Origin of the sequence: Pseudomonas sp. 8AS, assembly GCF_902506505.1 — a bacterium.
In the GTDB taxonomy this organism is placed as follows: Bacteria; Pseudomonadota; Gammaproteobacteria; order Pseudomonadales; family Pseudomonadaceae; genus Aquipseudomonas.
In genome coordinates, this window is sequence record NZ_LR733406.1 from 1,617,658 (window position 1) to 1,643,055 (window position 25,398).

Annotated in this window: 20 protein-coding genes; 11 read left to right on the forward strand and 9 right to left on the reverse strand. The window is 66.9% G+C overall.

Going from position 1 to position 25,398, the window contains the following annotated elements; all coding sequences use genetic code 11:
- The first annotated feature begins 137 nt into the window (after window positions 1–137).
- Window positions 138–1,727 (forward strand): methyl-accepting chemotaxis protein, encoded by a 1,590-nt coding sequence (locus GV001_RS07610; protein ID WP_160079038.1) that lies wholly within the window; start codon window positions 138–140, stop codon window positions 1,725–1,727.
- A gap of 75 nt (window positions 1,728–1,802) precedes the next feature.
- Here the strand turns inward: GV001_RS07610 and GV001_RS07615 are convergent, their stop codons facing one another.
- The 7 genes from GV001_RS07615 to modA all read right to left on the reverse strand — a co-directional run bounded on the left by GV001_RS07615 (window position 1,803) and on the right by modA (window position 8,000).
- Window positions 1,803–2,207: a putative zinc-binding protein gene (locus tag GV001_RS07615; RefSeq protein ID WP_160079039.1), complete on the reverse strand. Its 405-nt coding sequence runs from the start codon at window positions 2,205–2,207 to the stop codon at window positions 1,803–1,805.
- 41 nt (window positions 2,208–2,248) lie between these two features.
- Complete coding sequence (locus GV001_RS07620) at window positions 2,249–2,929, reverse strand: Crp/Fnr family transcriptional regulator (protein WP_160079040.1); 681 nt, start codon at window positions 2,927–2,929, stop codon at window positions 2,249–2,251.
- A 322-nt stretch (window positions 2,930–3,251) separates the two neighbouring features.
- The gene (locus tag GV001_RS07625) at window positions 3,252–4,034 is read right to left on the reverse strand and encodes a type IV pili methyl-accepting chemotaxis transducer N-terminal domain-containing protein (protein ID WP_160079041.1); all 783 of its coding nucleotides are present in this window, start codon (window positions 4,032–4,034) and stop codon (window positions 3,252–3,254) included.
- Between the two features lie 74 nt (window positions 4,035–4,108).
- On the reverse strand, window positions 4,109–5,350 hold the full coding sequence (locus GV001_RS07630; RefSeq protein ID WP_160079042.1) for an alginate export family protein: 1,242 nt from the start codon (window positions 5,348–5,350) through the stop codon (window positions 4,109–4,111).
- A 142-nt stretch (window positions 5,351–5,492) separates the two neighbouring features.
- Window positions 5,493–6,575, reverse strand: a complete 1,083-nt coding sequence (modC, locus tag GV001_RS07635; protein ID WP_160079043.1) for a molybdenum ABC transporter ATP-binding protein — start codon at window positions 6,573–6,575, stop codon at window positions 5,493–5,495.
- A complete protein-coding gene (gene modB / locus GV001_RS07640) occupies window positions 6,572–7,246 on the reverse strand; it encodes a molybdate ABC transporter permease subunit (RefSeq protein WP_160079044.1) in 675 nt (224 codons plus the stop codon). The genes modC and modB overlap by 4 nt, the downstream gene beginning before the upstream one ends.
- 7 nt (window positions 7,247–7,253) lie before the next feature.
- On the reverse strand, window positions 7,254–8,000 hold the full coding sequence (modA, locus tag GV001_RS07645; RefSeq protein WP_160079045.1) for a molybdate ABC transporter substrate-binding protein: 747 nt from the start codon (window positions 7,998–8,000) through the stop codon (window positions 7,254–7,256).
- 88 nt (window positions 8,001–8,088) lie between these two features.
- Here modA and can point away from each other — a divergent pair, with 88 nt between their 5' ends.
- Window positions 8,089–8,757: a carbonate dehydratase gene (can, locus tag GV001_RS07650; RefSeq protein WP_160079046.1), complete on the forward strand. Its 669-nt coding sequence runs from the start codon at window positions 8,089–8,091 to the stop codon at window positions 8,755–8,757.
- Window positions 8,758–8,923: 166 nt separating this feature from the next.
- Here the strand turns inward: can and narL are convergent, their stop codons facing one another.
- Together narL and GV001_RS07660 are read right to left on the reverse strand one after the other, a co-directional pair.
- Window positions 8,924–9,562 (reverse strand): two-component system response regulator NarL, encoded by a 639-nt coding sequence (gene narL, locus GV001_RS07655; protein WP_160079047.1) that lies wholly within the window; start codon window positions 9,560–9,562, stop codon window positions 8,924–8,926.
- On the reverse strand, window positions 9,559–11,361 hold the full coding sequence (locus GV001_RS07660; RefSeq protein ID WP_160079048.1) for an ATP-binding protein: 1,803 nt from the start codon (window positions 11,359–11,361) through the stop codon (window positions 9,559–9,561). The genes narL and GV001_RS07660 overlap by 4 nt, the downstream gene beginning before the upstream one ends.
- Before the next feature lie 232 nt (window positions 11,362–11,593).
- Between GV001_RS07660 and GV001_RS07665 the strand changes: the two genes are divergently transcribed.
- The 9 genes from GV001_RS07665 to gdhA all read left to right on the forward strand — a co-directional run bounded on the left by GV001_RS07665 (window position 11,594) and on the right by gdhA (window position 24,979).
- Window positions 11,594–12,862, forward strand: coding sequence for a nitrate/nitrite transporter (locus GV001_RS07665; RefSeq protein WP_160079049.1), 1,269 nt, complete (start codon window positions 11,594–11,596; stop codon window positions 12,860–12,862).
- 36 nt (window positions 12,863–12,898) lie between these two features.
- The gene (locus GV001_RS07670; RefSeq protein WP_218583057.1) at window positions 12,899–14,290 is read left to right on the forward strand and encodes a NarK family nitrate/nitrite MFS transporter; all 1,392 of its coding nucleotides are present in this window, start codon (window positions 12,899–12,901) and stop codon (window positions 14,288–14,290) included.
- A gap of 68 nt (window positions 14,291–14,358) precedes the next feature.
- Window positions 14,359–18,111, forward strand: coding sequence for a nitrate reductase subunit alpha (locus tag GV001_RS07675; protein WP_160079051.1), 3,753 nt, complete (start codon window positions 14,359–14,361; stop codon window positions 18,109–18,111).
- Between the two features lie 11 nt (window positions 18,112–18,122).
- Complete coding sequence (gene narH / locus GV001_RS07680; RefSeq protein WP_160079052.1) at window positions 18,123–19,661, forward strand: nitrate reductase subunit beta; 1,539 nt, start codon at window positions 18,123–18,125, stop codon at window positions 19,659–19,661.
- Between the two features lie 2 nt (window positions 19,662–19,663).
- Complete coding sequence (narJ, locus tag GV001_RS07685; protein WP_160079053.1) at window positions 19,664–20,419, forward strand: nitrate reductase molybdenum cofactor assembly chaperone; 756 nt, start codon at window positions 19,664–19,666, stop codon at window positions 20,417–20,419.
- Window positions 20,412–21,107: a respiratory nitrate reductase subunit gamma gene (gene narI, locus GV001_RS07690; protein ID WP_160079054.1), complete on the forward strand. Its 696-nt coding sequence runs from the start codon at window positions 20,412–20,414 to the stop codon at window positions 21,105–21,107. Before narJ ends, narI begins: the two co-directional genes overlap by 8 nt.
- 201 nt (window positions 21,108–21,308) lie before the next feature.
- Window positions 21,309–22,283: a peptidylprolyl isomerase gene (locus GV001_RS07695; protein ID WP_160079055.1), complete on the forward strand. Its 975-nt coding sequence runs from the start codon at window positions 21,309–21,311 to the stop codon at window positions 22,281–22,283.
- Window positions 22,284–22,331: 48 nt separating this feature from the next.
- Window positions 22,332–23,324 carry a GTP 3',8-cyclase MoaA gene (gene moaA, locus GV001_RS07700; RefSeq protein WP_160079056.1) on the forward strand — a complete coding sequence of 331 codons (993 nt, stop codon included), beginning with the start codon at window positions 22,332–22,334 and terminating at the stop codon, window positions 23,322–23,324.
- Between the two features lie 317 nt (window positions 23,325–23,641).
- The gene (gene gdhA, locus GV001_RS07705) at window positions 23,642–24,979 is read left to right on the forward strand and encodes an NADP-specific glutamate dehydrogenase (RefSeq protein WP_160079057.1); all 1,338 of its coding nucleotides are present in this window, start codon (window positions 23,642–23,644) and stop codon (window positions 24,977–24,979) included.
- The last annotated feature ends 419 nt before the right edge of the window (window positions 24,980–25,398 follow it).

Here is a 25,398-nt window from a genome sequence, read left to right on the forward strand (position 1 = left end):
ACGGCGGCGCCAGGGGAGCTGCAATGTCTGCACCCGGCATGGGGCCGGTGCGACAGGGATTCATCCGTCACCGCGTGGTCCGGGGGCTCGTCACAAGCGGCCCGCCCGGCACGCGGGGCGGCTTCAAGGAGAACCTCATGTTCGACTGGATCACCGATAGCATCCAGGCCGCCCTGCGCGCCCTGGGCCTGCGCACCATCAATGCGCAGTTCTTCTTCTCCTACAGCCTGATCTTCCTCTGCGCCGCGCTGACGGCCGCCGTGCTGTTCCTCTCGGTGCGCGACGCCAGCCAGCTGGACATGGCCGGGGCGCAGCGCATGCTGAGCCAGAAAATGGCCAAGGAAAGCCTGCTGGTGGCCCAGGACCTGCTGCCGGCCAGCAGCCTGGAGCAGACCATCCAGCGCTTCGAGCAGAGCCACCGGAGCCTGCGCGATGGCGACCCGGCCGGCACGCCGGCGGCGGTGCAGCTGCCCGCGGCGCGCGCCCAGCTGGAGCTGGTCGACCAGCGCTGGCAGGGCTATCGCGAGCTGGTGCGCCGGGTCGCCGGCGGCCAGGCCGGCGCGGCGCAGCAGCTGGCCGGCGAGTCGGAAGCCCTGCTCAAGGACATGCACCAGGTGGTGACGCTGCTGTCGGCCGACAGCAACCGCACGGCGGCGCTGCAGCGCTGGCTGTCGATGGGCGCGACCCTGGCCATCCTGCTGCTGGTGGTGCTCGGCCGTCTGGCCGGGATGAACTGGCTGATGGCGCGGGTCGACGAGCTGCGCGGGCGCCTGGAACTGGTCGCCGGCGGCGATTTCTCCCGGCCGCTGGCGGTGCGCCACGCCGACGACGAGATCGGCCGCATCACCACGGCCTACAACCGCCTGCTGGAACAGGTCGGCGAGATGATTCGGGCGGTGCGCCAGGCCGCCGAAGGGGGCGCCGGTCAGTGCGTGCAGATGGCGGCGATGGCGGCGGACAATGCCGGGCACGTGCAGGCCCAGCGCAGCGAGATCGAGCAGGTGGCCACGGCGATGAACGAGATGCTGGCGACCTCCCACGAGGTGGCCCGCAGCACCGTGGATGCGGCGGGCGCCGCCGACACCGCCGAGCAGGAGACCAGTCGCGGCGATGCGCTGATGCAGGACTCGGTGCTGGCCATCCGCCAGTTGTCGCAGCAGGTCGAAGGCCTGGCCGAGGTGCTGCAGCAGCTGCTGGCCGACAGCGACCAGATCGCCCGGGTGCTGGAGGTGATCAGCGCGATCGCCGCGCAGACCAACCTGCTGGCCCTCAACGCGGCCATCGAGGCGGCCCGCGCCGGCGAGCAGGGCCGCGGCTTCGCCGTGGTGGCCGACGAGGTGCGCAGCCTGGCCGGGCGGACCCAGGCCTCGGCCGGGGAAATCAGCGGCCTGATCGAACGCCTGCAGGCCCAGGCCGGGCGTGCCGGCACGGCCATGGAGGAGTCGCGCCAGGGCAGCGAGCAGACCCTGCAACAGGTAGAGGCGGTGCAGCGGGTGTTCGTGCAGATCGTCGATGCGGTGCAGACCATCCGTGGCATGACCGGGCAGATCGCCACGGCCGCCGAGGAACAGTCGCAGGTGGCCGAGGACATGAACCAGTCGCTCACGCGCATCGCCGGCATCGCCGAATCCTCGGCCAATTCGGCGCAGGCCACCGAACAGGGCAGCCAGCGGATCAACCAGGACATGGGCAGCCTGCAGGCGCAGATGGCGCGCTTTCGCCTGTAGGCCTAGGCCCGGTCGCGTAGGGTGCGCCGTGCGCACCGGGGGAAATGCGTGGTGCGCATGGCGCACCCTACGGGGTCAGTGCCCGACGCTCTGCAGCACCACCTTGCGCGCCGGCAGGCGGTCGCTGGCGATCAGCCCGGCCACCTCGGCATAGACCTGCTCGACCGTGTCGCTGCTGAAGTCCTCGCCGTAGCGTTTCTTCAGGCCCAGGTCGCTGAGGATCAGGTGCACGTCGGCGCGCACCCCGTGCTGGTCCAGGCAGCCGCGCACGCACTGCAGCTGGCAGCCGTCCAGGGCCAGGATCGGCCGGCCGCTGCTGGCCTTGTTGACCAGCGAGGCGACGCGTCCGCCGACCCCGGCGATGCACGACATCTCCGCCAGGCCGGCACGGTCCAGGCGCACGGCCAGGGTGTTGGCCAGCTGTGCCACGTTCGAGCAACCGGAACAGGAATAGACCAGGGGAAGCTTGGGATCGGACATCGGGACTCTCCTCGGGTGAGCGGGCGCGCGCGGGCGCCGGCTCACTCGTAGTAGTTGGCCAGGCTGGGGCGGTCCAGCACGCGGATGCTGCGGCGTTCCATGGCGATCAGGCCGGCATCGATCAGGCGATGCAGGATGCGCGAGAAGGTTTCCGGCTGGATGCCCAGCTGCGAGGCGATCAGGCGCTTGGGCACGCTGAGCTGGATCTGGCCGTTGCCGGCCTCGCGCTGTTCCTGGCAGAGGAAGCGCACCACGCGGCGGCTGGCATTGCCGACGGTGAGGGTGTCGATCTCGTCCAGGCGCTGGTGCAGGCGCATGCTGAAGCTGGCCAGCAGGTCGAGGCAGATCTTCGGCTGTTCTTCCAGCAGGCGTCGGTAGTGGGTGCCGTCGATGCTGATCAGGTTGCTGGCTTTCAGCGCGCTGCAGGTCACGGGGTAGTGGCTGGCGCCGGTGAACAGCAGGGCCTCGGCGAAGCTCTGCCCGGGCTGGATGACTTCCACCAGCTTTTCCTGGCCCTCGAACAGCACGCGGGTCAGTTTCATCTGGCCGTTGAGCAGCAGATAGAAGCGGTCGGCGGCATCGCCCTGGTGGAACAGTGCATCGCCACTGTCCAGCTTGCGCTGGATGGCCAGGCAACTGACTTCCGTGAACAGGGCCTCGGGCAGCCGGTTGAACAAGTGGTGCTGGCGCAAGGCCTTGAGGTTTTCTGAGTCGGTCAGCATGGGTCACCTCCTAGGCTGTCATCCTAGGCGGCGCGGGGCGGCTCTCCCATTCCCCCATGGCACTACCTCCAAAGAGGCAGTGCCGGCGTGGGGTGTCTCAGAACCTGTTTACGATTTTTTGGACTAGAGCCAGACAAGGCGCTACGTAGTAACAGCCTTCGGCTGGTCAAAACGCCGAGGAAGCGGAGTTTACGTGCTGTAAATGAGCATGACTCGCTCTGCTCGCTCTTCGGGTCGCGCTGAAGCGCGTTAGCCGCAAGCGGCATTCCGAGGCTGTTTTTAACGCGGTATGGCCAACGGCCAGGAGATCGTAAACAGGTTCTCAGCTGCCCTGTTGCAGCGCCTGTTCATAGGCGCTGGTCAGGTCGTTCATCTGCCAGAGCAGGGTCTCGGTGGTGGTGGTGATCACCGTCGGCACGTACTGCGAGTCGCTGGACAGGCGGAAGCCGGCGCGGGCGAAGCGCCACTGGGCCTCGACCTTCTGCAGGGCCTGGCTGATCTGCGGGGTGTTCTGCCGGGCGCCGAGTAGTTCCTGCTGGGCGGTTTCGAATTCCTCGGTGGCCTTGTGCAGTTCCGCTTCCAGGCCGTCGACCGGCAGGCGCCAGCTGACGGCCAGGTAGAGCTTGGCGATGCGCTGGCTGAGCATGCGCTGGCGGCCGCTGCGGTTGACCAGGCGGGCGTTCTGGCTGCCGGTGTGGCGTTCGATCAGCAGCACCACCTGCTCGCTCTGCGTCAGCAGCTGGTCGCTGAGTTGCAGCACCTGCACGGCCTGTTCGCGGCTGGGGCGCGACAGGGCCAGCTCGCGGTAGGCCTGCCAGGTGTTGCCGGCCTGTTCCAGGGCGGTGCGGATCTCGGTGTTGGGCGCGTACTCGCTCAAGGCGAGGAAGTTGCTTTCAAAGCGCGCCACGCTCTGGTCGAGTTGCTGCAGCGCCACGTCGCTGCGCACTTCGGCGCCGATCATCAGGTAACTCTTGGCGATGCGCTGGCTGAGCATGCGCTGCATGCCGGCCAGGTTCATCGCCTCGGCGTCGCCGATCGCCGCCCAGGTGGGCGGGCAGAGCAGGGCGAGGCCGAGCAGGAGAGGTGTGACAAGACGACTGAACATGTGAATCTCCAGAGGCGTGCGGCGGCAGGCCGCCGCACGCCGGTCGGGCGAGGCCCCGTTACGGGGCCGGCGTATCAGTAGCTGTACTGCAGCTGCAGCCAGGCCTTGTCGGCGTCGACGGCGAAGTCGTCGGCGTCGTAGCTGGCGTACTTGACCAGACCGACCAGGCCCTTCACGCCCGGGATCGGGTGGGCATAGGACAGGTCGATCTCCTCGCCGTACTGGCTGCTGCCCTGCTCGGCGCGAAAATCGTGGTACCAGGCCTGCAGGCTACCGCCGAGCAGCGGCACGGTGACCCCGGCGTAGGCATCCTCGACCCCATCGGCGGGGGTGATGAGGAACTGGTCGGCCCAGCCCTGGAAGGCGTGCTTGGTCGCCAGCGGAGTCTGGAAGGCGCGCTTGCCCGGGCCCTCGTCGCCGCCCAGCACTTCGTAGCCGGCCTTCAGCGCCACGCCCTTGAGTGTGTAGCCGAGTTCGGCCAGGTAGTAGTCGCTGTCCAGCTCCTGCGGGTTGCTGTCGTAGTCCTGCTGCTGGGCGTATTCCAGGACGTAGCTGAAGCCCTGGATCGCGCCGTTGAGGCGCAGGCCGGTGGTCTGGCTGGACAGCGCGCCCTCGGCGCCGGTGGGGGTGATGGCCAGGTTGTCGAGGTCCAGCAGGTAGCTGTAGGCGGTGGCGGTCAGCTCCGGCATGAACACGTACTGGGCGTTGATCAGGTGGCTGTGGCCCTCGATGTTGGCCGGGTTGGCGGCGCTGTCGTAGCGGCCGTTGTCCGGGCCGAAGATGGTGTTGACCTGGTCGATGTAGGCGTAGGTCAGGGTCAGGCCGTCGAGCGGCTTGAGCTGGGCCAGGGCGCCGTCGTAGGTCTGCTCGTTCTGGCGCCAGGCCACGCCGCCGACGAAGCGCTGGTTGTCCAGGTTGATGCGCTGGCGGCCGAGCACGGCGCTGCCGTACTGGTGGTCGTAGCGCAGCAGGGCCTGGTTGATTTCGCTGCCGTCGGGGTCGGGCACCGCCGAGTACTCGGTCTGGCCGTTGCGGGTGTCGTTGTAGGCGGCGTCGCCGATGCGGCTGACGTTGTCGGCCTCGACCAGGGCGGAGAGGCCGTACCACTTGCCGCTCTGGAAGCCGAGGCGGGTACGCAGGGTCTGGGCGTTGGCGTGCTTGAGGGCGTTGTCCTGGTCGACGTGCTCGTAGCGGTAGCGGGCATCGAAGATCGGCTTGCCCTGGGTGAACAGGTTGCTGAAGGCCTCTTCGGCCAGCACGGGGGTGGCGCAGGCCAGTAGCGGCAGGATGATCCAACTGTTGGCGCGTGGGTACATACGGGTTCTCCCGGGTGTCAAAGTTGGGGCTGACGATAGGCGCCGGCGGCGAATCGACCTTGATGATCATCAAGTTCCGCCGGGCGGTGCGCGATCCGCCCTGCGGCCTGGCGCCGCGCCTGTTGCGGCGGGAGGGCGGCCGTCAGTTGAGGGCGACGGCCTTGACCTGCGCCCACAGCGCCTGGCCCGGCTGCAGCTGCAGCTGTTCCAGGGAGTAGCGGGTGATCAGCGCCAGTAGCGGGTGGTCGTCGGCCTCCAGCTGCAGCAGGGCATGGGCCGGATGCGGCGCCGCGCGGATGGCCAGCAGGCGCACCGGCAGCTGGTTGAGCGCGCTGCTGGTGCCGGGGCGCTCGTGGGAGACGCTGACATCGCGCGCGCGAATCCGGCAGCGCAGTGGCGTGCCGGCAGCCGCCTGGCTGGCCGGCAGGCGCAGGCTCAGGCCCTGGGGCCCGGCCAGGCGCAGGCTGAGCAGCTGGTAGCCGGGGTCGAAGGCGGCGACGCGGCCGTCCAGCAGCACGCCGACCTCGTCGTCGCCCTGGCCGGGCAGGTCGTGGCCGGCCAGCACCTCGGCGGGCGGGCCGCAGGCCTGCAGGCGGCCGTCGCGCAGCAGGAGCAGGCGGTCGGCCAGGCGCAGGATCTCGTCGTGGGCATGGGTCACGTAGAGCATGGGAATCTGCAGCTCGTCGTGCAGGCGCTCCAGGTAGGGCAGGATCTCCCGCTTGCTGGCCTGGTCGAGGGCCGCCAGCGGCTCGTCGAGCAGCAGCAGGCTGGGGTTGCACAGCAGGGCGCGGGCGATGGCCACGCGCTGACGCTGGCCGCCGGACAGCTGGGCGGGGCGACGGCCGAGCAGCGCCTCGATCCCCAGCCAGTGGATCGCCTGTTCGGGGGCGATGCGCCGGCTGGCCGGAGCGCTGCGCTGCCAGCCGAACAGCAGGTTGCGGCGCACGTCGAGGTGCTCGAACAGGCGCCCGTCCTGGAATACCAGGCCCAGTGAGCGCTGGTGCGGCGGCACGAACAGCCGGCGCTGGCTGTCCTGCCAGCAGTGCTCGCCCACCGCCAGGTAGGCCGGCTCGGCGCGCTCCAGGCCGGCCAGGCAGCGCAGCAGGCTGGTCTTGCCGCAGCCGGATGGCCCGGAAATCACCGTGACCCCGGCCAGCGGCGTGTCCAGTTCCAGGCGCAGCTCGAAGTCGCCGCGGCGCAGCTGCAGGCGGGCCTGCAGGTTCATCTGCCACCCCGCTGGCGCAGGCCGCCATACAGCGCCAGCAGGGCGCAGAACGACACCAGCAGCAGGCCGCCGGCCAGCCAGTGGGCGCTGGCGTAGTCCATGGCCTCGACGTGGTTGAAGATCTGCACCGAGATCACGCGGGTGCGCTGCGGGATGTTGCCGCCGATCATCAGCACGATGCCGAACTCGCCCAGGGTGTGGGCGAAGGCCAGCACGGCGGCGGCCAGGTAGGCGCTGCGGGTCTGCGGCAGGACCACGTGCAGGAAGCTGTCCCAGGGCCCGGCGCGCAGGGTCGCGGCGGCCTCCAGCGGGGCGCGTCCGAGCTGGACGAAGGCGCTCTGCAGGGGCTGCACGACGAAGGGCAGGGAGTAGATCAGCGAGCCGATCACCAGGCCGCTGAAGCTGAAGGCCAGGGTGCCGAGGCCGAGGCTGGCGGTCAGCTGGCCGAGCGGGCTCTGCGGGCCGAGGGCGACCAGCAGGTAGAAGCCGATCACCGTGGGCGGCAGGACCAGGGGCAGGGCGACCAGGGCGGCCACCGCGCCGCGCAGGCGCTGGCGGCTGTGCGCCAGCCACCAGGCCAGCGGGGTGCCGAGCAGGAGCAGGAGCAGGGTGGTGACGCCGGCCAGTTGCAGGGTCAGGCGGATCGCGGAGAAGTCGTCCGGGGCGAGCATGGGCGGCCTACAGGCGGTAGCCGTAGCGGCGGATCAGCGCCTGGCTGGCGGGGCTGCGCAGAAACGCGAGGAACTCGCCGGCCAGCGGGTTGGGCTGCCCGGCCCGCAGCAGCACGGCGTCCTGCTGCAGCGGCGGATACAGGTGTTGCGGCACCGGCCAGGCCGAACCGGTGCGCAGGCGGCCGTCGACGAACACCTGGGAATAGGCGACCAGGCCCAGCTCGGCATTGCCGCTGGCGATGAACTGCTGCACCTGGGCGATGTTCTGCCCCTCGACCAGGCGCGCCTGCAGGCGCCCCTGCGGGTCCAGCCTGGCCAGCAGGGCGTGGCTGGCCTGGCCGTAGGGCGACAGCCGGGCATTGGCCAGGGCCAGGTGCTGGAAGCCGTCGCCCTGCAGCACCAGGCCCTGGGCGTCGACCAGGTCGGCGCGGGCCGACCACAGCACCAGTTGCCCGGTGGCATAGGTGAAGCGGCTGCCGGCCACGGCCAGGCCTTCGCGCTCCAGGCGTGCCGGGGTGGCGCCGTCGGCGGCCAGTAGCACCTCGAACGGCGCGCCGTTGCGGATCTGCGCATACAGCTGGCCGGTTCCGCCGAGGGAGATCAGCAGCCGCCCGCCCTGCTGCGCCTCGAAGCGGCTGGCCAGTTCGCGCAGCGGCGCGGCGAAGTTGGCGGCGGCGGCCACCGACAGTTCGGCGGCGGCCAGCAACGGGCCGGGCAGCAGGGCGAGCAGGCAGAGCAGGGCAATCGGGCGCATGGTCGGGTCTGGGCGACTAGGGGTGTCCAGCCTAAGCGGCGCGGCGCCGGGCGGGCTTGATTTTGGACAAGTCGGCGGCGCCTGGCCCATGCTATTTCGGTGCACGAGTGGGTTAGTCGAGGAATGCCGCGTGGATGTCAAACAGCTATTGGCCAACAACCGTTACTGGGCCGAGTCCCTGCGCGCCCGGGACCCCGAGTTCTTCGCCCGCCTGGCGCGCCAGCAGCGCCCGGAGTTTCTCTGGATCGGCTGTTCGGACAGCCGGGTGCCGGCCAACGAGGTGGTCGGCCTGATGCCGGGCGAGCTGTTCGTGCACCGCAACGTGGCCAACATGGTGGTGGCCACCGACATGAACTTCCTCTCGGTGCTGCAGTACGCGGTGGACGTGCTGCAGGTCAAGCAGGTGATCGTCTGCGGCCACTACGGCTGCGGCGGCGTGCGGGCGGCCCTGGGTCACGAGGAGCTGGGCCTGATCGACAACTGGCTGCGCGCGCTCAAGGCGCTGTATCACCAGAACCTGGAACGCTTCGCCGACCTGGAGGCGGAACAGCAGGTCAATTTGCTCTGCGAGCTGAACGTGCAGCGCCAGGTGCGCAACGTGTGCCACACCACCATCGTGCAGAACGCCTGGCGCCGCGGCCAGGCCCTGGCCGTGCACGGCTGGATCTACGGCCTGCACGACGGCCTGGTCAAGGACCTGCAGGTCACGGTCGACAGCGCCGAGCAGCTAGACGCGAGCTTTCTCTACGATCAGTGAGGGGCGGTGTGGCGTTGGCCTCAGTCGGTGCAGGGTCCAAGTAGGTGCGGCGCACCCTAGGGTTAGCGTCGCTTGACGATCGGTTCCAGTTCCCACCCGTTCCAGGCTTGGGCAGCTCTTGCGTAGGGTGCACCGTGTGCACCAGAGGCCTGTGCGCGCTCAGGCCTCAGTGCAGGTTTTCCATGGCCCAGACCGCGGCCTCGACCCGCGAGCGCAGGCCCAGCTTGTGCAGCAGGTTCTTCACATGCACTTTCACCGTGCCTTCGGTGATGCCCAGCTTGTTGCCGACCATCTTGTTGCTCAGGCCGCCGGCGATCATCTTCAGCACCTGCCGCTCGCGCTCGGTGAGGTCCAGCGAGCTGGCGCCCTGGGGCGAGCGCAGGGCCTGGGCCAGCACGGTGGTTAGGGCCGGGCTGACCACCAGGTTGCCCTGCAGCGCCTCGCGCAGGCGGGTGATCAGGTGCTCCGGCTCCATGTCCTTGAGCAGGTAGCCGTCGGCGCCGAAGCGCATGGCGTCGCGCACGTCGTTCTCCGCATCGGACACGGTGAACAGCAGGATCTTGCCGGCATAGCCCTGGTCGCGCAGGCGCTTGAGGGTTTCCACGCCGTTGAGCTGCGGCATGTTGTTGTCCAGCAGGACCAGGTCCGGGTTCAGCTGGGTCACCAGGACGGTGGCTTCCTCGCCGTTGTTGGCTTCGCCGACCACCACCAGGTCGGATTCCAGCTCGATCAACTGGCGAATACCGCGGCGCATCATCGGGTGGTCGTCGACCAGCAGCAGCGTGTGCGGACTTGCAAGGCTCATTGCGCTATCTCGTGGGTGGGCTGACGCAGGAAATCGGGGCAGAACAGCAGGTGCACGCGGGTGCCGTGGGGTGGCCGCGGCTCGATGGCGAGCCTGCCGCCCAGGCTGCGTGCGCGTTCCTGCATGATGTTCAAGCCATGGTGCTGGCGGCTGTCGAAGCCGGGGGCGATACCGCAGCCATCGTCCTCGATCAGCAACTCGACCTCTTCGCCGCTCTGCCGCAGGTGCACCCAGGCCTGGCTGGCCTGGGCATGCCGGGCGCAGTTGGAGAGTGCCTCGCGGACGATCTGCAGCAGGTGGATCTGTTCGGTGGCGGTCAGGGTGAAGGCCAGCGGCTCGCAGTGCAACAGCACGCGCATGTTGCCACGCTCGGCGAATTCGCGGGCAGTGTCGTTGAACGCCTGGTCGATGCCGCCTTCCTGGATCTGCAGGCGGAAGGTGGTGAGCAGCTCGCGCAGCTGGCGGTAGGCATTGTTCAGGCCTTCGCGCAGCTCGTCGCTGACCTGGATCAGCTGTTCGCCGGGTTCGCCGCGGCGGATCAGGGTCTGCAGGCGGCTGACCTGCAGCTTCATGTAGGACAGCGCCTGGGCCAGCGAGTCGTGCAGCTCGCGGGCGATGGTGGTGCGCTCGTCGAGCAGCAGCAGGCGGTTGTCCTGTTCGCGCTGACGCTCCAGCAGCAGCGAGGTGCCGATCAGGTTGGCCAGGGCCTGGATCAGCTCCTGTTCCCAGGGGCGCGGCACATGGCCGTCCAGGTAGTGCGCGCGCAGCTCGCCGAGGCTGTCACCTTGGGCGCTGACGGTGAAGATCAGGCGGCTCGGGCCCTGGTGTCGCTCACAGCTGGCACAGTCGTTGCGCGAGCAGATTTCCCGCGACTCGCTGCCGTGCAGGGCGATCAGCTGTTCGACCGGCTCGGCCGCATCGCCGCGCAGGCACAGGGTCAGGCGCAGGCCAGGCAGGCGCTGCTGGAAGCTGTCGATCAGCTCGTCGAGCTGTTCGGCGTTGGCCGGGCTGCTGGCGATGCTGCGACTGCTCTGGTAGAGCAGTTCCAGGGCCGAGTTGCTCTGCTCCAGGTTCTGCGTCTTCTCCGCCACCCGTGATTCCAGGGTGCGGTGCGACTCCTCGATGGCGTCGGCCATGCTGTTGAAGCTCACGGCCATCTGCCCCAGCTCGTCGTCGGAGCGGTATTCGATGCGCGCATCCAGATCGCCGGCGCGAAAGCGCTCGGTGGCGCCGACCAGTTCCTGCAGCGGGCTGATCACGCTGCTCTGCAGCTCGAACATGCCGATCAGCAGGATCACCACGGTGAGCAGCAGGGCGGCGCCCTGGATGCTCTGCTGCCAGCCCTGGCGCTTCTCGCTGAGGCGCTGCAGGAGCAGGACGAAGTGCTCCAGTTGGCCGACGAAGACTTCCGACTGCTGCTGGAAGGTGGCCGCGTCGCCACGCTCGAGGGCCGGTTTGAGCTGCCCCTGCCACTGCTGCAGGATGCCCTGGAAGGCCTGCTGCTGGGGCGATTCGGGCTGGTCGCTGAGCAGGTGGTGGAGGGCGGTGCTGTCCAGGCGGCGCTGCATGTCGTCGCGCAGGTGCTGGATCCGTTCCGCCGAGGCATTGGCTTCCAGCTGCCAGTTGAGGCGGTAGGTGGCCATGCGCAGCGAACCGGCGGTGTTGATGGCGGCGGCATCGTCCTCGCTGACCCAGGCGATCAGCACGGCGCTGAAGGCGCTGGAGAAGGCCAGGGCGGCGATCAGCAGGACCGCGAGCCCGGCACGTGCCGGCAGCGAGCTTTTCAACCAGTCCAGCATGGCGGCTACCTCTAAAGAGTTCGAGGAGGGGGTAAGGCCGGCTCCTGGAGTGTTTGTGATGTGTTAACTAGTTGATTTATAAGGATTAAATTGGTTTTAAAAGCCCTACCACTAAAGTGGTAGGAGGGCCGATGGTAGGGCCGGATGGCCGGTCTTTCCCTTGATCCGTGTCAAGAATTTTAAGTCTTCGCGGTCTAGCCTCCAGCCATGACAGATTTCCCGGAGGACCGTCATGGCCAGTCAGAAACTCCAGCAAGGCTTGGTGCTCGGCATGAGCACCCTGGCGTTCACCATCTGTTTCATGGTCTGGATGATGTTCGCCGTGCTCGGCGTGCCGATCAAGGAACTGCTGCAGCTTAACGAAACCCAGTTCGGCCTGCTGGCTGCCACGCCGGTGCTCACCGGCTCGCTGATCCGCCTGCCGCTGGGCATGCTCACCGACCGTTTCGGCGGGCGCATCGTGTTCTTCATCCTGATGCTGGTCTGCGTGCTGCCAATCTACCTGATCAGCTACGCCACCGAGTACTGGCAGTTCCTCGTCCTCGGCCTGTTCGTTGGCCTGGCCGGCGGTTCCTTCTCGGTGGGCATCGCCTACGTCGCCAAGTGGTTCGACAAGAGCACCCAGGGCACCGCCATGGGCATCTTCGGTGCCGGCAACGCCGGCGCCGCGGTGACCAAGTTCGTCGCCCCGGCGATCATCGCCGCCGCCAGCTGGCAGATGGTGCCGAAGGTCTACTCGGCGATCATGTTCCTCACCGCCCTGGCGTTCTGGTTCCTCACCTACGAGAACAAGGCCCACCGGGTGCCGAGCAGCGTATCGCTGGCCGAGCAGCTGAAGACCCTGAAAGACCCGCGCGTGTGGCGCTACTGCCAGTACTACTCGATCGTCTTCGGCGGCTACGTGGCCCTGGCCCTGTGGATGACCAAGTACTACGTGCAGGAATACGGCTTCACCCTGCAGACCGCCGCCCTGCTGGCTGCGGCCTTCTCCCTGCCGGGCGGCGTGCTGCGCGCCATCGGTGGCTGGATGTCGGACAAGTGGGGCGCACACAGCGTGACCTGGTGGGTGATGTGGGTCAGCTGGATCTGCCTGTTCCTGCTGTCCTACCCGCAGACCGACTTCACCGTGCAGACGGTCAACGGCCCGCAGACCTTCCATATCGGCCTCAGCGCCACCCTGTTCACCGTGCTGCTGTTCGTCATGGGCATCGCCTTCGCCTTCGGCAAGGCCTCGGTGTTCAAGTACATCTCCGACGAGTTCCCGCAGCGCATGGGCGCGGTGTCCGGCATCGTCGGCCTGGCCGGCGGCCTGGGTGGCTTCGTCCTGCCGATCATGTTTGGCGCCCTGGTCGACCTGACCGGCGTGCGCAGCTCCTGTTTCATGCTGATGTACGGCGTGGTCTGGGTCTCCCTGATCTGGATGTACCTCAGCGAAGTTCGCAAAACCCCAGTCATGGGCCAGGGCTCTTCCGGCCCCATGGCTTCCGCTTCCGACGCTTGAAGGAGACAGAGCATGTCCGCAACCAAGAACCCGGCCATGGGCCAGCCTCCGCGGCAGGGGGCGGTAATTCAGGATTGGCGCCCCGAGGACCCGCACTTCTGGGGCAGTACCGGCAAGGCCATCGCCACCCGCAACCTGTGGATTTCCATCCCGGCGCTGTTCCTCGCCTTCGCCGTGTGGATGGTGTGGAGCACGGTGATCGTGCGCCTCAACGCCATCGGCTTCACCTTCAGCACCGACCAGCTGTTCTGGCTGGCGGCGCTGCCGGGGTTGTCCGGCGCCACCCTGCGCATTTTCTACTCGTTCATGGTGCCGATCTTCGGCGGCCGCCGCTGGACCGCACTGAGCACCGCATCCCTGCTGGCGCCGGCGATCTGGATGGGCTTCGCCGTGCAGGACCCGAACACGCCCTACAGCATCTTCGTGATCATCGCCCTGCTGTGCGGCTTCGGCGGCGGCAACTTCGCATCCAGCATGTCCAACATCAGCTTCTTCTACCCCAAGGCGCAGCAGGGCACCGCCCTGGGCCTGAACGCCGGCCTGGGTAACCTCGGCGTGTCGGCCATGCAGTTCCTGGTGCCGCTGGTGATCGGCCTGGGCCTGTTCGGCGCGGTCGGTGGCCAGCCGCAGGAACTGGCCGATGGCAGCCAGCTGTGGCTGCAGAACGCCGGCTTCGTCTGGGTGCCGCTGATCGCCGCGGTGACCGTGGCCGCCTGGTTCGGCATGAACGACCTGGCCAGCGCCAAGGCCTCCTTCGCCGAGCAGGCGGTGATCTTCACCCGCAAGCACAACTGGCTGATGTGCTGGCTGTACCTGGCCACCTTCGGATCGTTCATCGGCTTCGCCGCGGCCTTCCCGCTGCTGATCAAGCATTCCTTCCCCGCGGTCAACGCCCTGCAGTTCGCCTTCCTCGGCCCGCTGGTCGGCGCCCTGGTACGCCCGCTGGGCGGCTGGATCGCGGACAAGCTGGGCGGTGCGCGGGTCACCCTGTGGAACTTCGTGCTGATGATCGCCGCGGTGTTCGGGGTGATTTCCTTCCTGCCGACCCAGGGCGATAGCGGCAACTTCTACGGCTTCCTGGCCATGTTCATGCTGCTGTTCGTCACCACCGGCATCGGCAACGGCTCCACCTTCCGCATGATCCCGGTGATCTTCCGCACCCTGCACGAGCGCCTCAGCGCCGGCAAAGGCGCGGCCGAGAAGGAGCAGGCGATCAAGGCCGCCGGCAAGGAGTCGGCCGCGGTACTGGGCTTCAGCTCCGCGATCGGTGCCTTCGGGGCCTTCTTCATTCCCAAGTCGTTCGGCTCCTCCATCGCCCTCACCGGCGGCCCGGAAGTCGCCCTGTACGTGTTCGTCGGCTACTACGTCAGCTGCATCCTGCTGACCTGGTGGTGGTACTCGCGCAAGGGTGCCGAGACGCCCTGCTAAGCCGAACCCCCGAATCCAAGAAATGACGAGTGCAGGGCCGCCTGCACTCAGCCTGAGAGGAAGAAAAAATGAGCCACCTACTCGACCAGCTGCGCTTCTTCAATCGCAAGCAAGGTGAGTTCGCCGACGGTCATGGCGAGACCCGCAAGGAGTCGCGCGACTGGGAGAACGTCTACCGCTCGCGCTGGCAGTACGACAAGATCGTGCGTTCCACCCACGGGGTGAACTGCACCGGGTCGTGCTCCTGGAAGATCTACGTGAAGAACGGCCTGATCACCTGGGAAACCCAGCAGACCGACTACCCGCGCACCCGCAACGACCTGCCCAACCACGAGCCGCGCGGCTGCCCGCGCGGTGCCAGCTACAGCTGGTACATCTACAGTGCCAACCGCCTGAAGTACCCGAAGATCCGCAAGCCGCTGCTCAAGCTGTGGCGCGAGGCGCGTCTGACCCTGTCGCCGGTGGAGGCCTGGGCCAGCATCGTCGAGGACCCGGTCAAGGCGCAGAGCTACAAGAGCAAGCGCGGCATGGGCGGCTTCATCCGCTCCAGCTGGGACGAGGCCAACGAGATCATCGCCGCCTCCAACGTCTACACCGTCAAGCAGTACGGCCCGGACCGCGTGGTCGGCTTCTCGCCGATCCCGGCCATGTCCATGGTCAGCTACGCCGCAGGCAGCCGTTACCTGTCGCTGATCGGCGGCGTGTGCCTGTCCTTCTATGACTGGTATTGCGACCTGCCTCCCGCGTCGCCACAAGTCTGGGGCGAGCAGACCGACGTGCCGGAATCGGCCGACTGGTACAACTCCAACTACATCATCGCCTGGGGTTCCAACGTCCCGCAGACCCGTACCCCGGACGCCCACTTCTTCACCGAGGTGCGCTACAAGGGCACCAAGACCGTGGCCATCACCCCGGACTACGCGGAAGTCGCCAAGCTCACCGACCTCTGGCTCAACCCCAAGCAGGGCACCGACGCGGCGCTGGCCCAGGCCTTCGCCCACGTGATCTTCAAGGAATTCCACCTGGAGAAACCGAGCGCCTACTTCACCGACTACGCCAAGCGCTACACCGACCTGCCGGTGCTGGTGCTGCTCAAGGACCAGGCCGGTCGCCTGCAGGCCGACCGTTTCCTGCGTGCCAGCGACCTCACCGACAACCTGGGCCAGGACAACAACCCGGAATGGAAGACCATCGCCGTTGACGCCAGTGGCGAGCTGGTATCGCCGCTGGGCTCGATCGGCTACCGCTGGGGCGAGAAGGGCAAGTGGAACATCGAGGCCCGTGAAGGCCGCGAGGGTCGCGAGATCGACCTCAAACTGAGCCAGATCGACAGCGGTGAAGTGGCCGAGGTGGCCTTCCCCTACTTCGGTGGTCAGGTGCACGAGCACTTCGCCCATGTCGAAGGCGAGGAAGTCCAGCTGCGCCGCGTGCCGGTGCGCTCGATCAGCCTGGCCGACGGCAGCAGCGCCAAGGTCGCCAGCGTGTTCGATCTGATGGCCGCCAACCTGGGCATCGACCGTGGCCTGGGCGGCAGCAACGTCGCACGCAGCTACGACGACGCCAGCGTGCCGGGCACCCCGGCCTGGCAGGAGCTGATCACCGGTGTCAGCCGCGAGAAGGCGATCCAGATCGCCCGCGAGTTCGCCGACAACGCCGACAAGACCCATGGCCGTTCCATGATCATCGTCGGTGCGGCGATGAACCACTGGTACCACATGGACATGAACTACCGCGGCCTGATCAACATGCTGATGTTGTGCGGCTGCGTCGGCCAGACCGGCGGTGGCTGGGCCCACTACGTCGGCCAGGAAAAGCTGCGTCCGCAGTGCGGCTGGCTGCCGCTGGCCTTCGGCCTGGACTGGAGCCGTCCGCCGCGGCAGATGAACGGCACCAGCTTCTTCTACAACCACAGCTCGCAGTGGCGCCACGAGAAGATGAGCATTCACGAGGTGCTCTCGCCGCTGGCTGATAAATCCGCGTATCCCGAGCATATGCTCGACTACAACATCCGCGCCGAACGCGCCGGCTGGCTGCCCAGCGCGCCGCAGCTGAACAAGAACCCGCTGCAGATCACCCGCGACGCCAAGGCCGCCGGCATGGAGCCCAAGGAGTACGTGGTCAATGCGCTCAAGCAGGGTTCGCTGCGTTTCGCCTGCGAACAGCCGGACAACCCGGTCAACTTCCCGCGCAACATGTTTATCTGGCGTTCCAACCTGCTGGGTAGCTCGGGCAAGGGCCACGAGTACATGCTCAAGTACCTGCTCGGTACCAAGAACGGCGTGATGAACGAGGACCTCGGCAAGCGCGGCGGCTTCAAGCCCAACGAAGCCGAGTGGCAGGACGACGGCGCCATCGGCAAGCTCGACCTGGTCACCACCCTCGACTTCCGCATGTCCTCGACCTGCGTGTATTCCGACATCGTCCTGCCGACCGCCACCTGGTACGAGAAGGACGACATGAACACCTCGGACATGCACCCCTTCATCCACCCACTGTCGGCCGCCATCGACCCGGCCTGGGAAGCGCGTTCGGACTGGGAGATCTACAAGGGCATCGCCAAGTCCTTCTCGGAAATGGCCAAGGGTCACCTGGGCGTCGAGCAGGACCTGGTCACCGTGCCGCTGCTGCACGACAGCCCCGGCGAACTGGCCCAGCCGTTCGGCGGCACCGACTGGAAAACCGCCGGCGAAACGCCGATCCCGGGCAAGAACTGCCCGAACATGGCGGTGGTCGAGCGCGACTACCCGAACACCTACAAGAAGTTCACCTCCCTCGGCCCGCTGCTGGACAAGCTGGGCAACGGCGGCAAGGGCATCAACTGGAACACCGAGGATGAGGTCGAGTTCCTCGGCGAGCTGAACTACAAGGTGCGCGAGGAGGGCGTCAGCCAGGGCCGGCCGAAGATCGAGTCGGCCATCGATGCGGCCGAGGTGATTCTCTCCCTGGCCCCGGAAACCAACGGCCACGTCGCCGTCAAGGCCTGGGCCGCGTTGTCGGAATTCACCGGCCTGGATCACAGCCACCTGGCGCTGCCCAAGGAGCACGAGGCGATCCGCTTCCGCGACATCCAGGCGCAGCCGCGCAAGATCATCTCCAGCCCGACCTGGTCCGGCCTGGAAGACGAGCACGTCAGCTACAACGCCGGCTACACCAACGTCCACGAGTACATCCCGTGGCGCACCATCACCGGTCGCCAGCAGTTCTACCAGGATCATCCGTGGATGCAGGCCTTCGGCGAGCAGCTGATGAGCTACCGGCCGCCGATCAACACCCGCAGCATCGGTTACGTGAAGGGCAAGAAGTCCAACGGCAATCCGGAGATCGTCCTCAACTGGATCACCCCGCACCAGAAGTGGGGCATCCACAGCACCTACACCGACAACCTGATCATGCTCACCCTGAGCCGTGGCGGGCCGATCGTGTGGATGAGCGAGATCGACGCGAAGAAGGCCGGCATCGAGGACAACGACTGGATCGAGTGCTTCAACGCCAACGGTGCGCTGGTCGCCCGCGCGGTGGTCAGCCAGCGGGTCAAGGAGGGCATGGTGATGATGTACCACGCCCAGGAACGCATCGTGAACATGCCTGGCAGCGAGACCACCAAGACCCGCGGCGGCCACCACAACTCGGTGACCCGCGTGGTCCTGAAACCCACCCACATGATCGGCGGCTACGCGCAGCTGGCCTACGGCTTCAACTACTACGGCACCGTGGGCTGCAACCGTGACGAGTTCGTCGTGGTGCGCAAGATGGACAAGATCGACTGGCTCGACGGCCCCAACGGCGACGACCTGCCGCAACCCCTGCCGCAAGATATCTGAGGACTGATGCCATGAAGATTCGCTCACAAATTGGCATGGTGTTGAACCTGGACAAGTGCATCGGTTGCCACACCTGTTCGATCACCTGCAAGAACGTCTGGACCAGCCGCGAAGGCATGGAATACGCCTGGTTCAACAACGTCGAGACCAAGCCCGGTATCGGCTACCCGAAAGAGTGGGAAAACCAGGACAAGTGGAAGGGCGGCTGGGTCCGCAACAAGGACGGCTCGATCAATCCGAAGATCGGCGGCAAGTTCCGCGTGCTGGCGAACATCTTCGCCAACCCGGACCTGCCGAGCATCGACGACTACTACGAGCCGTTCGACTTCGACTACCAGCACCTGCACACCGCGCCGCTCGGCGACCACCAGCCGACCGCCCGGCCGCGCTCGCTGATCAGCGGCAAGCGCATGGAGAAGATCGAGTGGGGCCCGAACTGGGAGGAGATTCTCGGTACCGAGTTCGCCAAGCGGCGCAAGGACAAGAACTTCGACCAGGTGCAGGCCGATATCTACGGCGAGTATGAAAACACCTTCATGATGTACCTGCCGCGCCTGTGCGAGCACTGCCTCAACCCGGCGTGCGCGGCCTCGTGCCCGAGCGGGGCGATCTACAAGCGCGAGGAGGACGGCATCGTCCTCATCGACCAGGAGAAGTGCCGCGGCTGGCGCATGTGCATCAGCGGCTGCCCGTACAAGAAGATCTACTTCAACTGGAAGAGCGGCAAATCCGAGAAGTGCATCTTCTGCTACCCGCGCATCGAAGCCGGCATGCCCACCGTGTGCTCGGAAACCTGCGTGGGTCGCATCCGCTACCTGGGCGTGCTGCTGTATGACGCCGACCGCATCCATGAGGTGGCCAGCACGCCGAACGAGCAGGACCTGTACCAGAAGCAGCTGGACATCTTCCTCGACCCGTTCGATCCCAAGGTGATCAAGCAGGCCCTGGCCGATGGCGTGCCGATGTCGGTGATCGAGTCCGCGCAGAAGTCGCCGGTGTACAAGATGGCCGTGGACTGGAAGCTGGCCCTGCCGCTGCACCCGGAATACCGCACCCTGCCGATGGTCTGGTATGTGCCGCCGCTGTCGCCGATCCAGAACGCCGCCACCGCCGGCAAGGTCAGCATGGACGGCGTGCTGCCGGACGTCGACAGCCTGCGCATCCCGCTGCGCTACCTGGCCAACCTGCTCACCGCCGGTGACGTGCAGCCGGTCAAGCTGGCCCTCAAGCGTCTGCTGGCGATGCGTGCCTACAAGCGCGCCGAGCAGGTCGATGGCGTGCAGGACCTCAAGGTGCTGCAGGACGTCGGGCTGTCGGTGGCCCAGGTCGAGGACATGTACCGCTACCTGGCCATCGCCAACTACGAGGATCGCTTCGTGATCCCCACCGCGCACCGCGAGGAGGCCATGAGCGACGCCTTCGCCGAGCGTTCCGGTTGCGGCTTCAGCTTCGGCAGCGGCTGCAGCGGCAGCTCCGACACCAATATGTTCGGGGCGAAGAAGGCCAACCAGCGCGACATCCTGAAAACCGTGCAGTTGTGGGAGGACTGAGCATGCAAATTCTCAAGGTGATTTCCCTGTTGCTCGACTACCCCACCGAGGCCCTGCGCGATGCGCAGGGTGAACTGGATGAAGCCATCGGCCGCGCCCGCGAGATCAGCCCGGAGCAGCGCAGTGCGCTGATCGAGCTGCTCGAGGAGCTGAGCAGTGGCGACCTGATGGACGTGCAGGAGCGCTACTGCGAGCTGTTCGACCGCGGTCGCTCACTGTCGCTGCTGCTGTTCGAACACGTGCATGGCGAATCGCGCGACCGTGGTCAGGCCATGGTCGACCTGATGGCCCAGTACGAGCAGGCCGGCTTCGCCATCGGCGTGCGCGAGCTGCCCGACTACATCCCGCTGTATCTGGAGTACCTGGCCACCCGCGAAGACCTTGAGGCCCGCGAGGGCCTGGCCGATGTATCCCATCTGCTGGCCTTGCTGGCCGCGCGGCTGGATGAGCGCGAATGCCCCTACGCCGCCTGCTTCCAGGCCCTGCTGCAGATTGCCGGCGTGCAGCCGCAGCAGGCCGTGGCCGAGGTGCGCGAGCAGGTCGCCGCGGAAGTGCGCGACGACTCGCTGGAGGCGCTGGACAAGATCTGGGAGGAGGAGGCCGTGGACTTCATGCAGGCCGAGCAGCAGGACCGCTGCCCGAGCCAGACCACGCTGCCGGGCAAGGTGCGTGAGGAAGTGCCGGTGCCGTTGCACTGGGTGGATTTCAAGGTCGATGGGCCGGCCGTGACGGTGGCCCCGGAGGTGCGCAATGTCTAACGTCAATCTGCTGTTGTTCGGGATCTATCCCTATATCGCCCTGGCCATCTGCATCATCGGCAGCTGGGCGCGCTTCGACCTGTCGCAGTACAGCTGGAAGGCCGGCTCCAGCCAGCTGTTCAACCGCACCGCGGCGGAGCAGCGCTATATGCGCGCGGCCAGCAACCTGTTCCACGTCGGCGTGCTGTTCGTCCTGGCCGGTCACTTCGTCGGCCTGCTGACTCCCGAGGCGATCTACCACAAGGTCATCAGCACCCAGAACAAGCAGCTGCTGGCCATGGTTTCCGGCGGCTTCTTCGGCTTCCTGTGCCTGATCGGCCTGCTCATGCTGCTCAAGCGGCGGCTGTTCGACGATCGCGTGCGGGCCAGCTCCAACGCCTCCGACATCATGATCCTGCTGGTGCTGCTGGCGCAGCTGGTGCTCGGCCTGCTGACCATCGTCGCCTCGACCGCGCACATGGACGGTTCGGTGATGGTGCTGCTGGCCAACTGGGCGCAGCAGGTGGTGACCCTGCAGCCGCAGGCCGCCGCCGCGAGCATCGCCCCGGTCAGCCTGGTGTACAAGCTGCACGTGTTCCTCGGCCTGACCCTGTTTGTGCTGTTCCCCTTCACTCGCCTGGTGCACATCGTCAGTGCCCCGGTGTGGTACCTGGGGCGGCGCTACCAGATCGTCCGCCAGAAAGGCTAAGCATGATTGGATCGGCTGCGCGTCGGCCATGCAGCGTTGCAAGCAGGTGCGGAGTGCTCATTGACCAGAGTCAACTCCGCCTCCTTACCTGCTTGCGCCTTGCCTGGCTCTAGCTCGCTCGATCCATGCGTGACCAGTTTTTCATGAATCAGCAATTTGCAGCGTGCACCCGGTGCACGTGCGTTATGCGAGGTAATCATCATGGGTTGTGGATGCGGTGGTAACGGTAATGGTGGTGGCTGCGGCGGCGGGCAAGGCGCGGCGGTCGAAGTGGACCTGAGTGCGCCGGTGGTGCGCGAGGTGCTGCCCGAGCGCGCGCCCAGCGCCGACGAGCCCGAAGCCGATGCTGAAGAGGAGGGCGAGTCAGCCCCCGAGCTGATCGCCACCAGCGAGCAGGAGTGGCCGCGGATCAAGGTCAACGGCCTGGGCATCGCCCCCGAGGCAATTGCCCAGGAGCTGCAGTACCACCCGGCCGATACCCGCCAGGAGGCGATTTTCCTCGCCAGCCAGGCGCTGGTGATCCGCGAGCTGCTGCGCCAGCGCATCAACGCGCTGAACATCAAGGTGCGCCCGGTCGAGGGTGAAACCGAAGAGGAGGCGACCACCCGCGCGCTGATCGAGCGGGAAGTACCGCTGCCGCACGCCGACGCGGCCGCCTGCCGGCAGTATTACGAAAGCAACCGGGCGCGCTTCGCCAGTGCCCCGCTGCTGGCGGCCCGCCATATCCTGCTGGCCTGCGAGGCGGACGACGCCGAGGAACGCAGCCGGGTGGGCGAGCAGGCGCAGGAGTTGCTGGCGCAGCTGCAGGCCGATGGCACTCGTTTTGCTGAGCTGGCGGCGGCCCATTCGGCCTGCCCGTCGAAACTGCAGGGCGGTGCGCTCGGGCAGATCAGCCAGGGGCAGACCGTTCCGGAGTTCGAGCGCCAGCTGTTCCGCTTGCCGCTGGGCCTGGCCGGACGCCCGCTGGAAAGCCGTTACGGCTTCCACCTGGTGTGGGTCGACCAGCGCATCGAGGGCGAGCAGTTGCCCTTCGAGGTGGTCGAGGGCTCCATCCGTGCCGAGCTGGACCAGCGCGTCTGGCAGGTGGCGGTGGTGCAGTACATCAAGAGCCTGATCGGTGAGGCGGACATCCAGGGCATCGTCCTGGAAGGCGCCGACTCGCCGCTGCTGCAGTAATCACAGGGCCGGGCGACAGGGGTCGCCCAGGCAACCGGGGAGCGCGTGATGGATAGCATTCTGCAGGATGGCTTCGGCCGCAGTATCGATTACCTGCGCATGTCGGTGACCGATCGCTGCGATTTCCGCTGTGTCTACTGCATGGCCGAGGACATGACCTTCCTGCCGCGCCAGCAGGTGCTCGGCCTGGAGGAGCTGTACCGCCTGGCGGCGCTGTTCGTGCGCAACGGGGTGAAGAAGATCCGCCTCACCGGCGGCGAACCGCTGGTGCGCAAGGGCATCGTCCAGCTGTGCGCGCAGATCGCCGCCTTGCCGGGGCTGCGCGAGCTGGTGATGACCAGCAATGGCTCGCAGCTGGTCAAGCTGGCGCAGCCGCTGGCCGACGCCGGGGTCAAGCGTCTCAACATCAGCCTGGACAGCCTCGATGCGCAGCGCTTTAAGGCGATCACCCGCACCGGCGAGCTGGCCCAGGTGCTGGCCGGCATCGACGCGGCGAGCGCCGCCGGCTTTGCCCGGGTCAAGCTCAATACCGTGGTGATGCAGGGGCGCAATGCCGACGAGGTGCTCGACCTGGTCGACTACGCGGTCAACAGAGGCCTGGATATCAGCTTTATCGAGGAAATGCCGCTGGGCGAGGTGGGCCGCTCGCGCGGCGAAAGCTACTGCTCCAGCGACTGGGTGCGCGAGCGCATCGCCGAGCGCTACAGCCTGCTCGACAGCGCCGAGCAGAGCGGCGGGCCGGCGCGCTACGTGCGCCTCAAGGACTTCCCCGAGAGCCGCATCGGCTTCATCTCGCCGCACAGCCACAACTTCTGCAGCACCTGCAACCGCGTGCGCCTGACCGTGGAAGGGCGCCTGCTGCTGTGCCTGGGGCACGAGAACTCCATCGACCTGCGCGCCCTGTTGCGCCGCCACCCGGAAAGCGACGCGCCGCTGCTGCAGGCGATCCATGCCGGCCTGGCGCGCAAGCCGTTGCGTCACGAATTCAGCGTCGGCGGCGAGGTGCAGGTGCTGCGCTTCATGAACGCCAGCGGCGGTTGAACCGAGCAAATCTCCCTTCGGCCGCCTTGTGCGGCCTTTTTTTGCTGCGAGCAATGCCTGGCCGGCGTGCACGGCCATGAGGCAAGGCTTCGCCGTGCGCACCAATACGAGGCGTTTATCCGCGTGGAGCGGGTTGGGTCCGGTGTGAGTCTTTGACGCGGGCAAAGCCCTGGATTCGCTAGGCTTTTTACATAAATGCACCAAAAAGATTCATTAAGGCGACATATTGCACTATTGCAGTGCCCTGTCGGCTGATAGAGTGCGGCGCACTTTTTAGTCGATCTGCCCAGCCGCATGGGCATTGCAGGGGTATCCACATGAGCGAGTCCGTCGACCTTTTCCTCTCCCGCCTGAAGCAGCGCGATCCCGACCAGCCCGAGTTCCACCAGGCCGTGGAAGAAGTGCTGCGCTCGCTGTGGCCGTTCCTCGAAGCCAATCCGCGCTACCTGCAGGCCGGCATCGTCGAGCGCATGGTCGAGCCGGAGCGCGCCATCCTGTTCCGCGTGTCCTGGGTCGACGATGCCGGGCGGGTGCAGGTCAACCGCGGCTACCGCGTGCAGATGAGCAGCGCCATCGGCCCGTACAAGGGCGGCCTGCGCTTCCACCCCTCGGTCAACCTCGGCGTGCTCAAGTTCCTCGCCTTCGAGCAGGTGTTCAAGAACTCGCTGACCTCGCTGCCCATGGGCGGCGGCAAGGGCGGCTCGGACTTCGACCCCAAGGGCAAGAGCGACAACGAAGTGATGCGTTTCTGCCAGGCGTTCATGAGCGAACTGTACCGCCACATCGGCGCCGACCTCGACGTGCCGGCCGGTGACATCGGCGTCGGCGGCCGCGAGATCGGCTACCTGTTCGGCCAGTACAAGCGCCTGTCCAACGAGTTCACCTCGGTGCTGACCGGCAAGGGCATCACCTACGGCGGCAGCCTGATCCGTCCGGAAGCCACCGGTTACGGCTGCGTGTACTTCGCCGAGGAAATGCTCAAGCGCATCGAGCGCGGCTTCGAAGGCCGGCGGGTGACCATCTCCGGCTCCGGCAACGTGGCCCAGTACGCCGCGCAGAAGGTCATGGAACTGGGCGGCCTGGTGGTCTCCCTGTCCGACTCCGAAGGCACCCTGCACACCCCGGACGGCCTCAGCGAGGAGCAGTGGCAGTACCTGATGGAGCTGAAGAACGTCCGCCGTGGCCGCCTCAGCGAGATGGCCGCGCAGTTCCAGCTGAACTTCCTGCCCGGCCAGCGTCCGTGGCACCTGCCGTGCGACATCGCCCTGCCGTGCGCCACGCAGAACGAGCTGGATGCCGAGGATGCGCGCACCCTGCTGAAGAACGGCTGCTTCTGCGTGGCCGAAGGCGCCAACATGCCGTCGACCCTGGAAGCGGTCGACCTGTTCATCGAGGCCGGCATCTGCTTCGCCCCGGGCAAGGCCTCCAATGCCGGCGGCGTGGCCACCAGCGGCCTGGAGATGAGCCAGAACGCCATGCGCCTGAACTGGAGCGCCGGCGAGGTGGACCAGCGCCTGCACAGCATCATGCAGAGCATCCACAACGCCTGTGTGCACTACGGCGAGGAAAACGGCCGGATCAACTACGTCAAGGGCGCCAACATCGCCGGCTTCGTCAAGGTCGCCGACGCCATGCTGGCGCAAGGCGTGGTGTAACCCGCCGCCCGCGCCGCGGCGCCGTCCGTGCAGATGCCCGCCCCGCAAGGGGCGGGCATTTTTCATTGGCCTGTCCCGATAGCCTATTGAATGGGCGGATGCCATCCGTGGGCGCGAGCTCTGCCTTGTAGGGTGCGCCGTGCGCACCTGATGGCCTCGGGGCACCCTGCCGAGCTGATTGCCGAGCGGGCTGATGGTTTGGGTTTCGCCCACCCGGGCGACTCACTTTTCTTTGTTTGCGCAAAGAAAAGTAAGCAAAAGAAAGCGCCCCCCGACATCCGGCCCTGCGCTTCGCTCCGGGTTCCCTCCTTCCGGTGCCGCTCCGGGGCCGGCTTACAAGGGCCATCCCTGGCCCTTTAAGCCTCTCGCCGCATCCCTGCGGCTCGTCCCCCTACGCAACACCTCCACTCGGCCTCCTG

Coding starts and splice junctions, on each gene's coding strand:
- narI (WP_160079054.1), top strand. CDS start 20,412: ATGTCTAACGTCAATCTGCTGTTGTTCGGGATCTATCCCTATATCGCC.
- narL (WP_160079047.1), bottom strand. CDS start 9,562: ATGAGCCTTGCAAGTCCGCACACGCTGCTGCTGGTCGACGACCACCCG.
- GV001_RS07615 (WP_160079039.1), bottom strand. CDS start 2,207: ATGTCCGATCCCAAGCTTCCCCTGGTCTATTCCTGTTCCGGTTGCTCG.
- GV001_RS07660 (WP_160079048.1), bottom strand. CDS start 11,361: ATGCTGGACTGGTTGAAAAGCTCGCTGCCGGCACGTGCCGGGCTCGCG.
- GV001_RS07675 (WP_160079051.1), top strand. CDS start 14,359: ATGAGCCACCTACTCGACCAGCTGCGCTTCTTCAATCGCAAGCAAGGT.
- GV001_RS07620 (WP_160079040.1), bottom strand. CDS start 2,929: ATGCTGACCGACTCAGAAAACCTCAAGGCCTTGCGCCAGCACCACTTG.
- can (WP_160079046.1), top strand. CDS start 8,089: ATGCTATTTCGGTGCACGAGTGGGTTAGTCGAGGAATGCCGCGTGGAT.
- moaA (WP_160079056.1), top strand. CDS start 22,332: ATGGATAGCATTCTGCAGGATGGCTTCGGCCGCAGTATCGATTACCTG.
- modB (WP_160079044.1), bottom strand. CDS start 7,246: ATGCTCGCCCCGGACGACTTCTCCGCGATCCGCCTGACCCTGCAACTG.
- gdhA (WP_160079057.1), top strand. CDS start 23,642: ATGAGCGAGTCCGTCGACCTTTTCCTCTCCCGCCTGAAGCAGCGCGAT.
- GV001_RS07670 (WP_218583057.1), top strand. CDS start 12,899: ATGGGCCAGCCTCCGCGGCAGGGGGCGGTAATTCAGGATTGGCGCCCC.
- GV001_RS07665 (WP_160079049.1), top strand. CDS start 11,594: ATGGCCAGTCAGAAACTCCAGCAAGGCTTGGTGCTCGGCATGAGCACC.
- GV001_RS07695 (WP_160079055.1), top strand. CDS start 21,309: ATGGGTTGTGGATGCGGTGGTAACGGTAATGGTGGTGGCTGCGGCGGC.
- narJ (WP_160079053.1), top strand. CDS start 19,664: ATGCAAATTCTCAAGGTGATTTCCCTGTTGCTCGACTACCCCACCGAG.
- modC (WP_160079043.1), bottom strand. CDS start 6,575: ATGAACCTGCAGGCCCGCCTGCAGCTGCGCCGCGGCGACTTCGAGCTG.
- GV001_RS07610 (WP_160079038.1), top strand. CDS start 138: ATGTTCGACTGGATCACCGATAGCATCCAGGCCGCCCTGCGCGCCCTG.
- GV001_RS07630 (WP_160079042.1), bottom strand. CDS start 5,350: ATGTACCCACGCGCCAACAGTTGGATCATCCTGCCGCTACTGGCCTGC.
- modA (WP_160079045.1), bottom strand. CDS start 8,000: ATGCGCCCGATTGCCCTGCTCTGCCTGCTCGCCCTGCTGCCCGGCCCG.
- narH (WP_160079052.1), top strand. CDS start 18,123: ATGAAGATTCGCTCACAAATTGGCATGGTGTTGAACCTGGACAAGTGC.
- GV001_RS07625 (WP_160079041.1), bottom strand. CDS start 4,034: ATGTTCAGTCGTCTTGTCACACCTCTCCTGCTCGGCCTCGCCCTGCTC.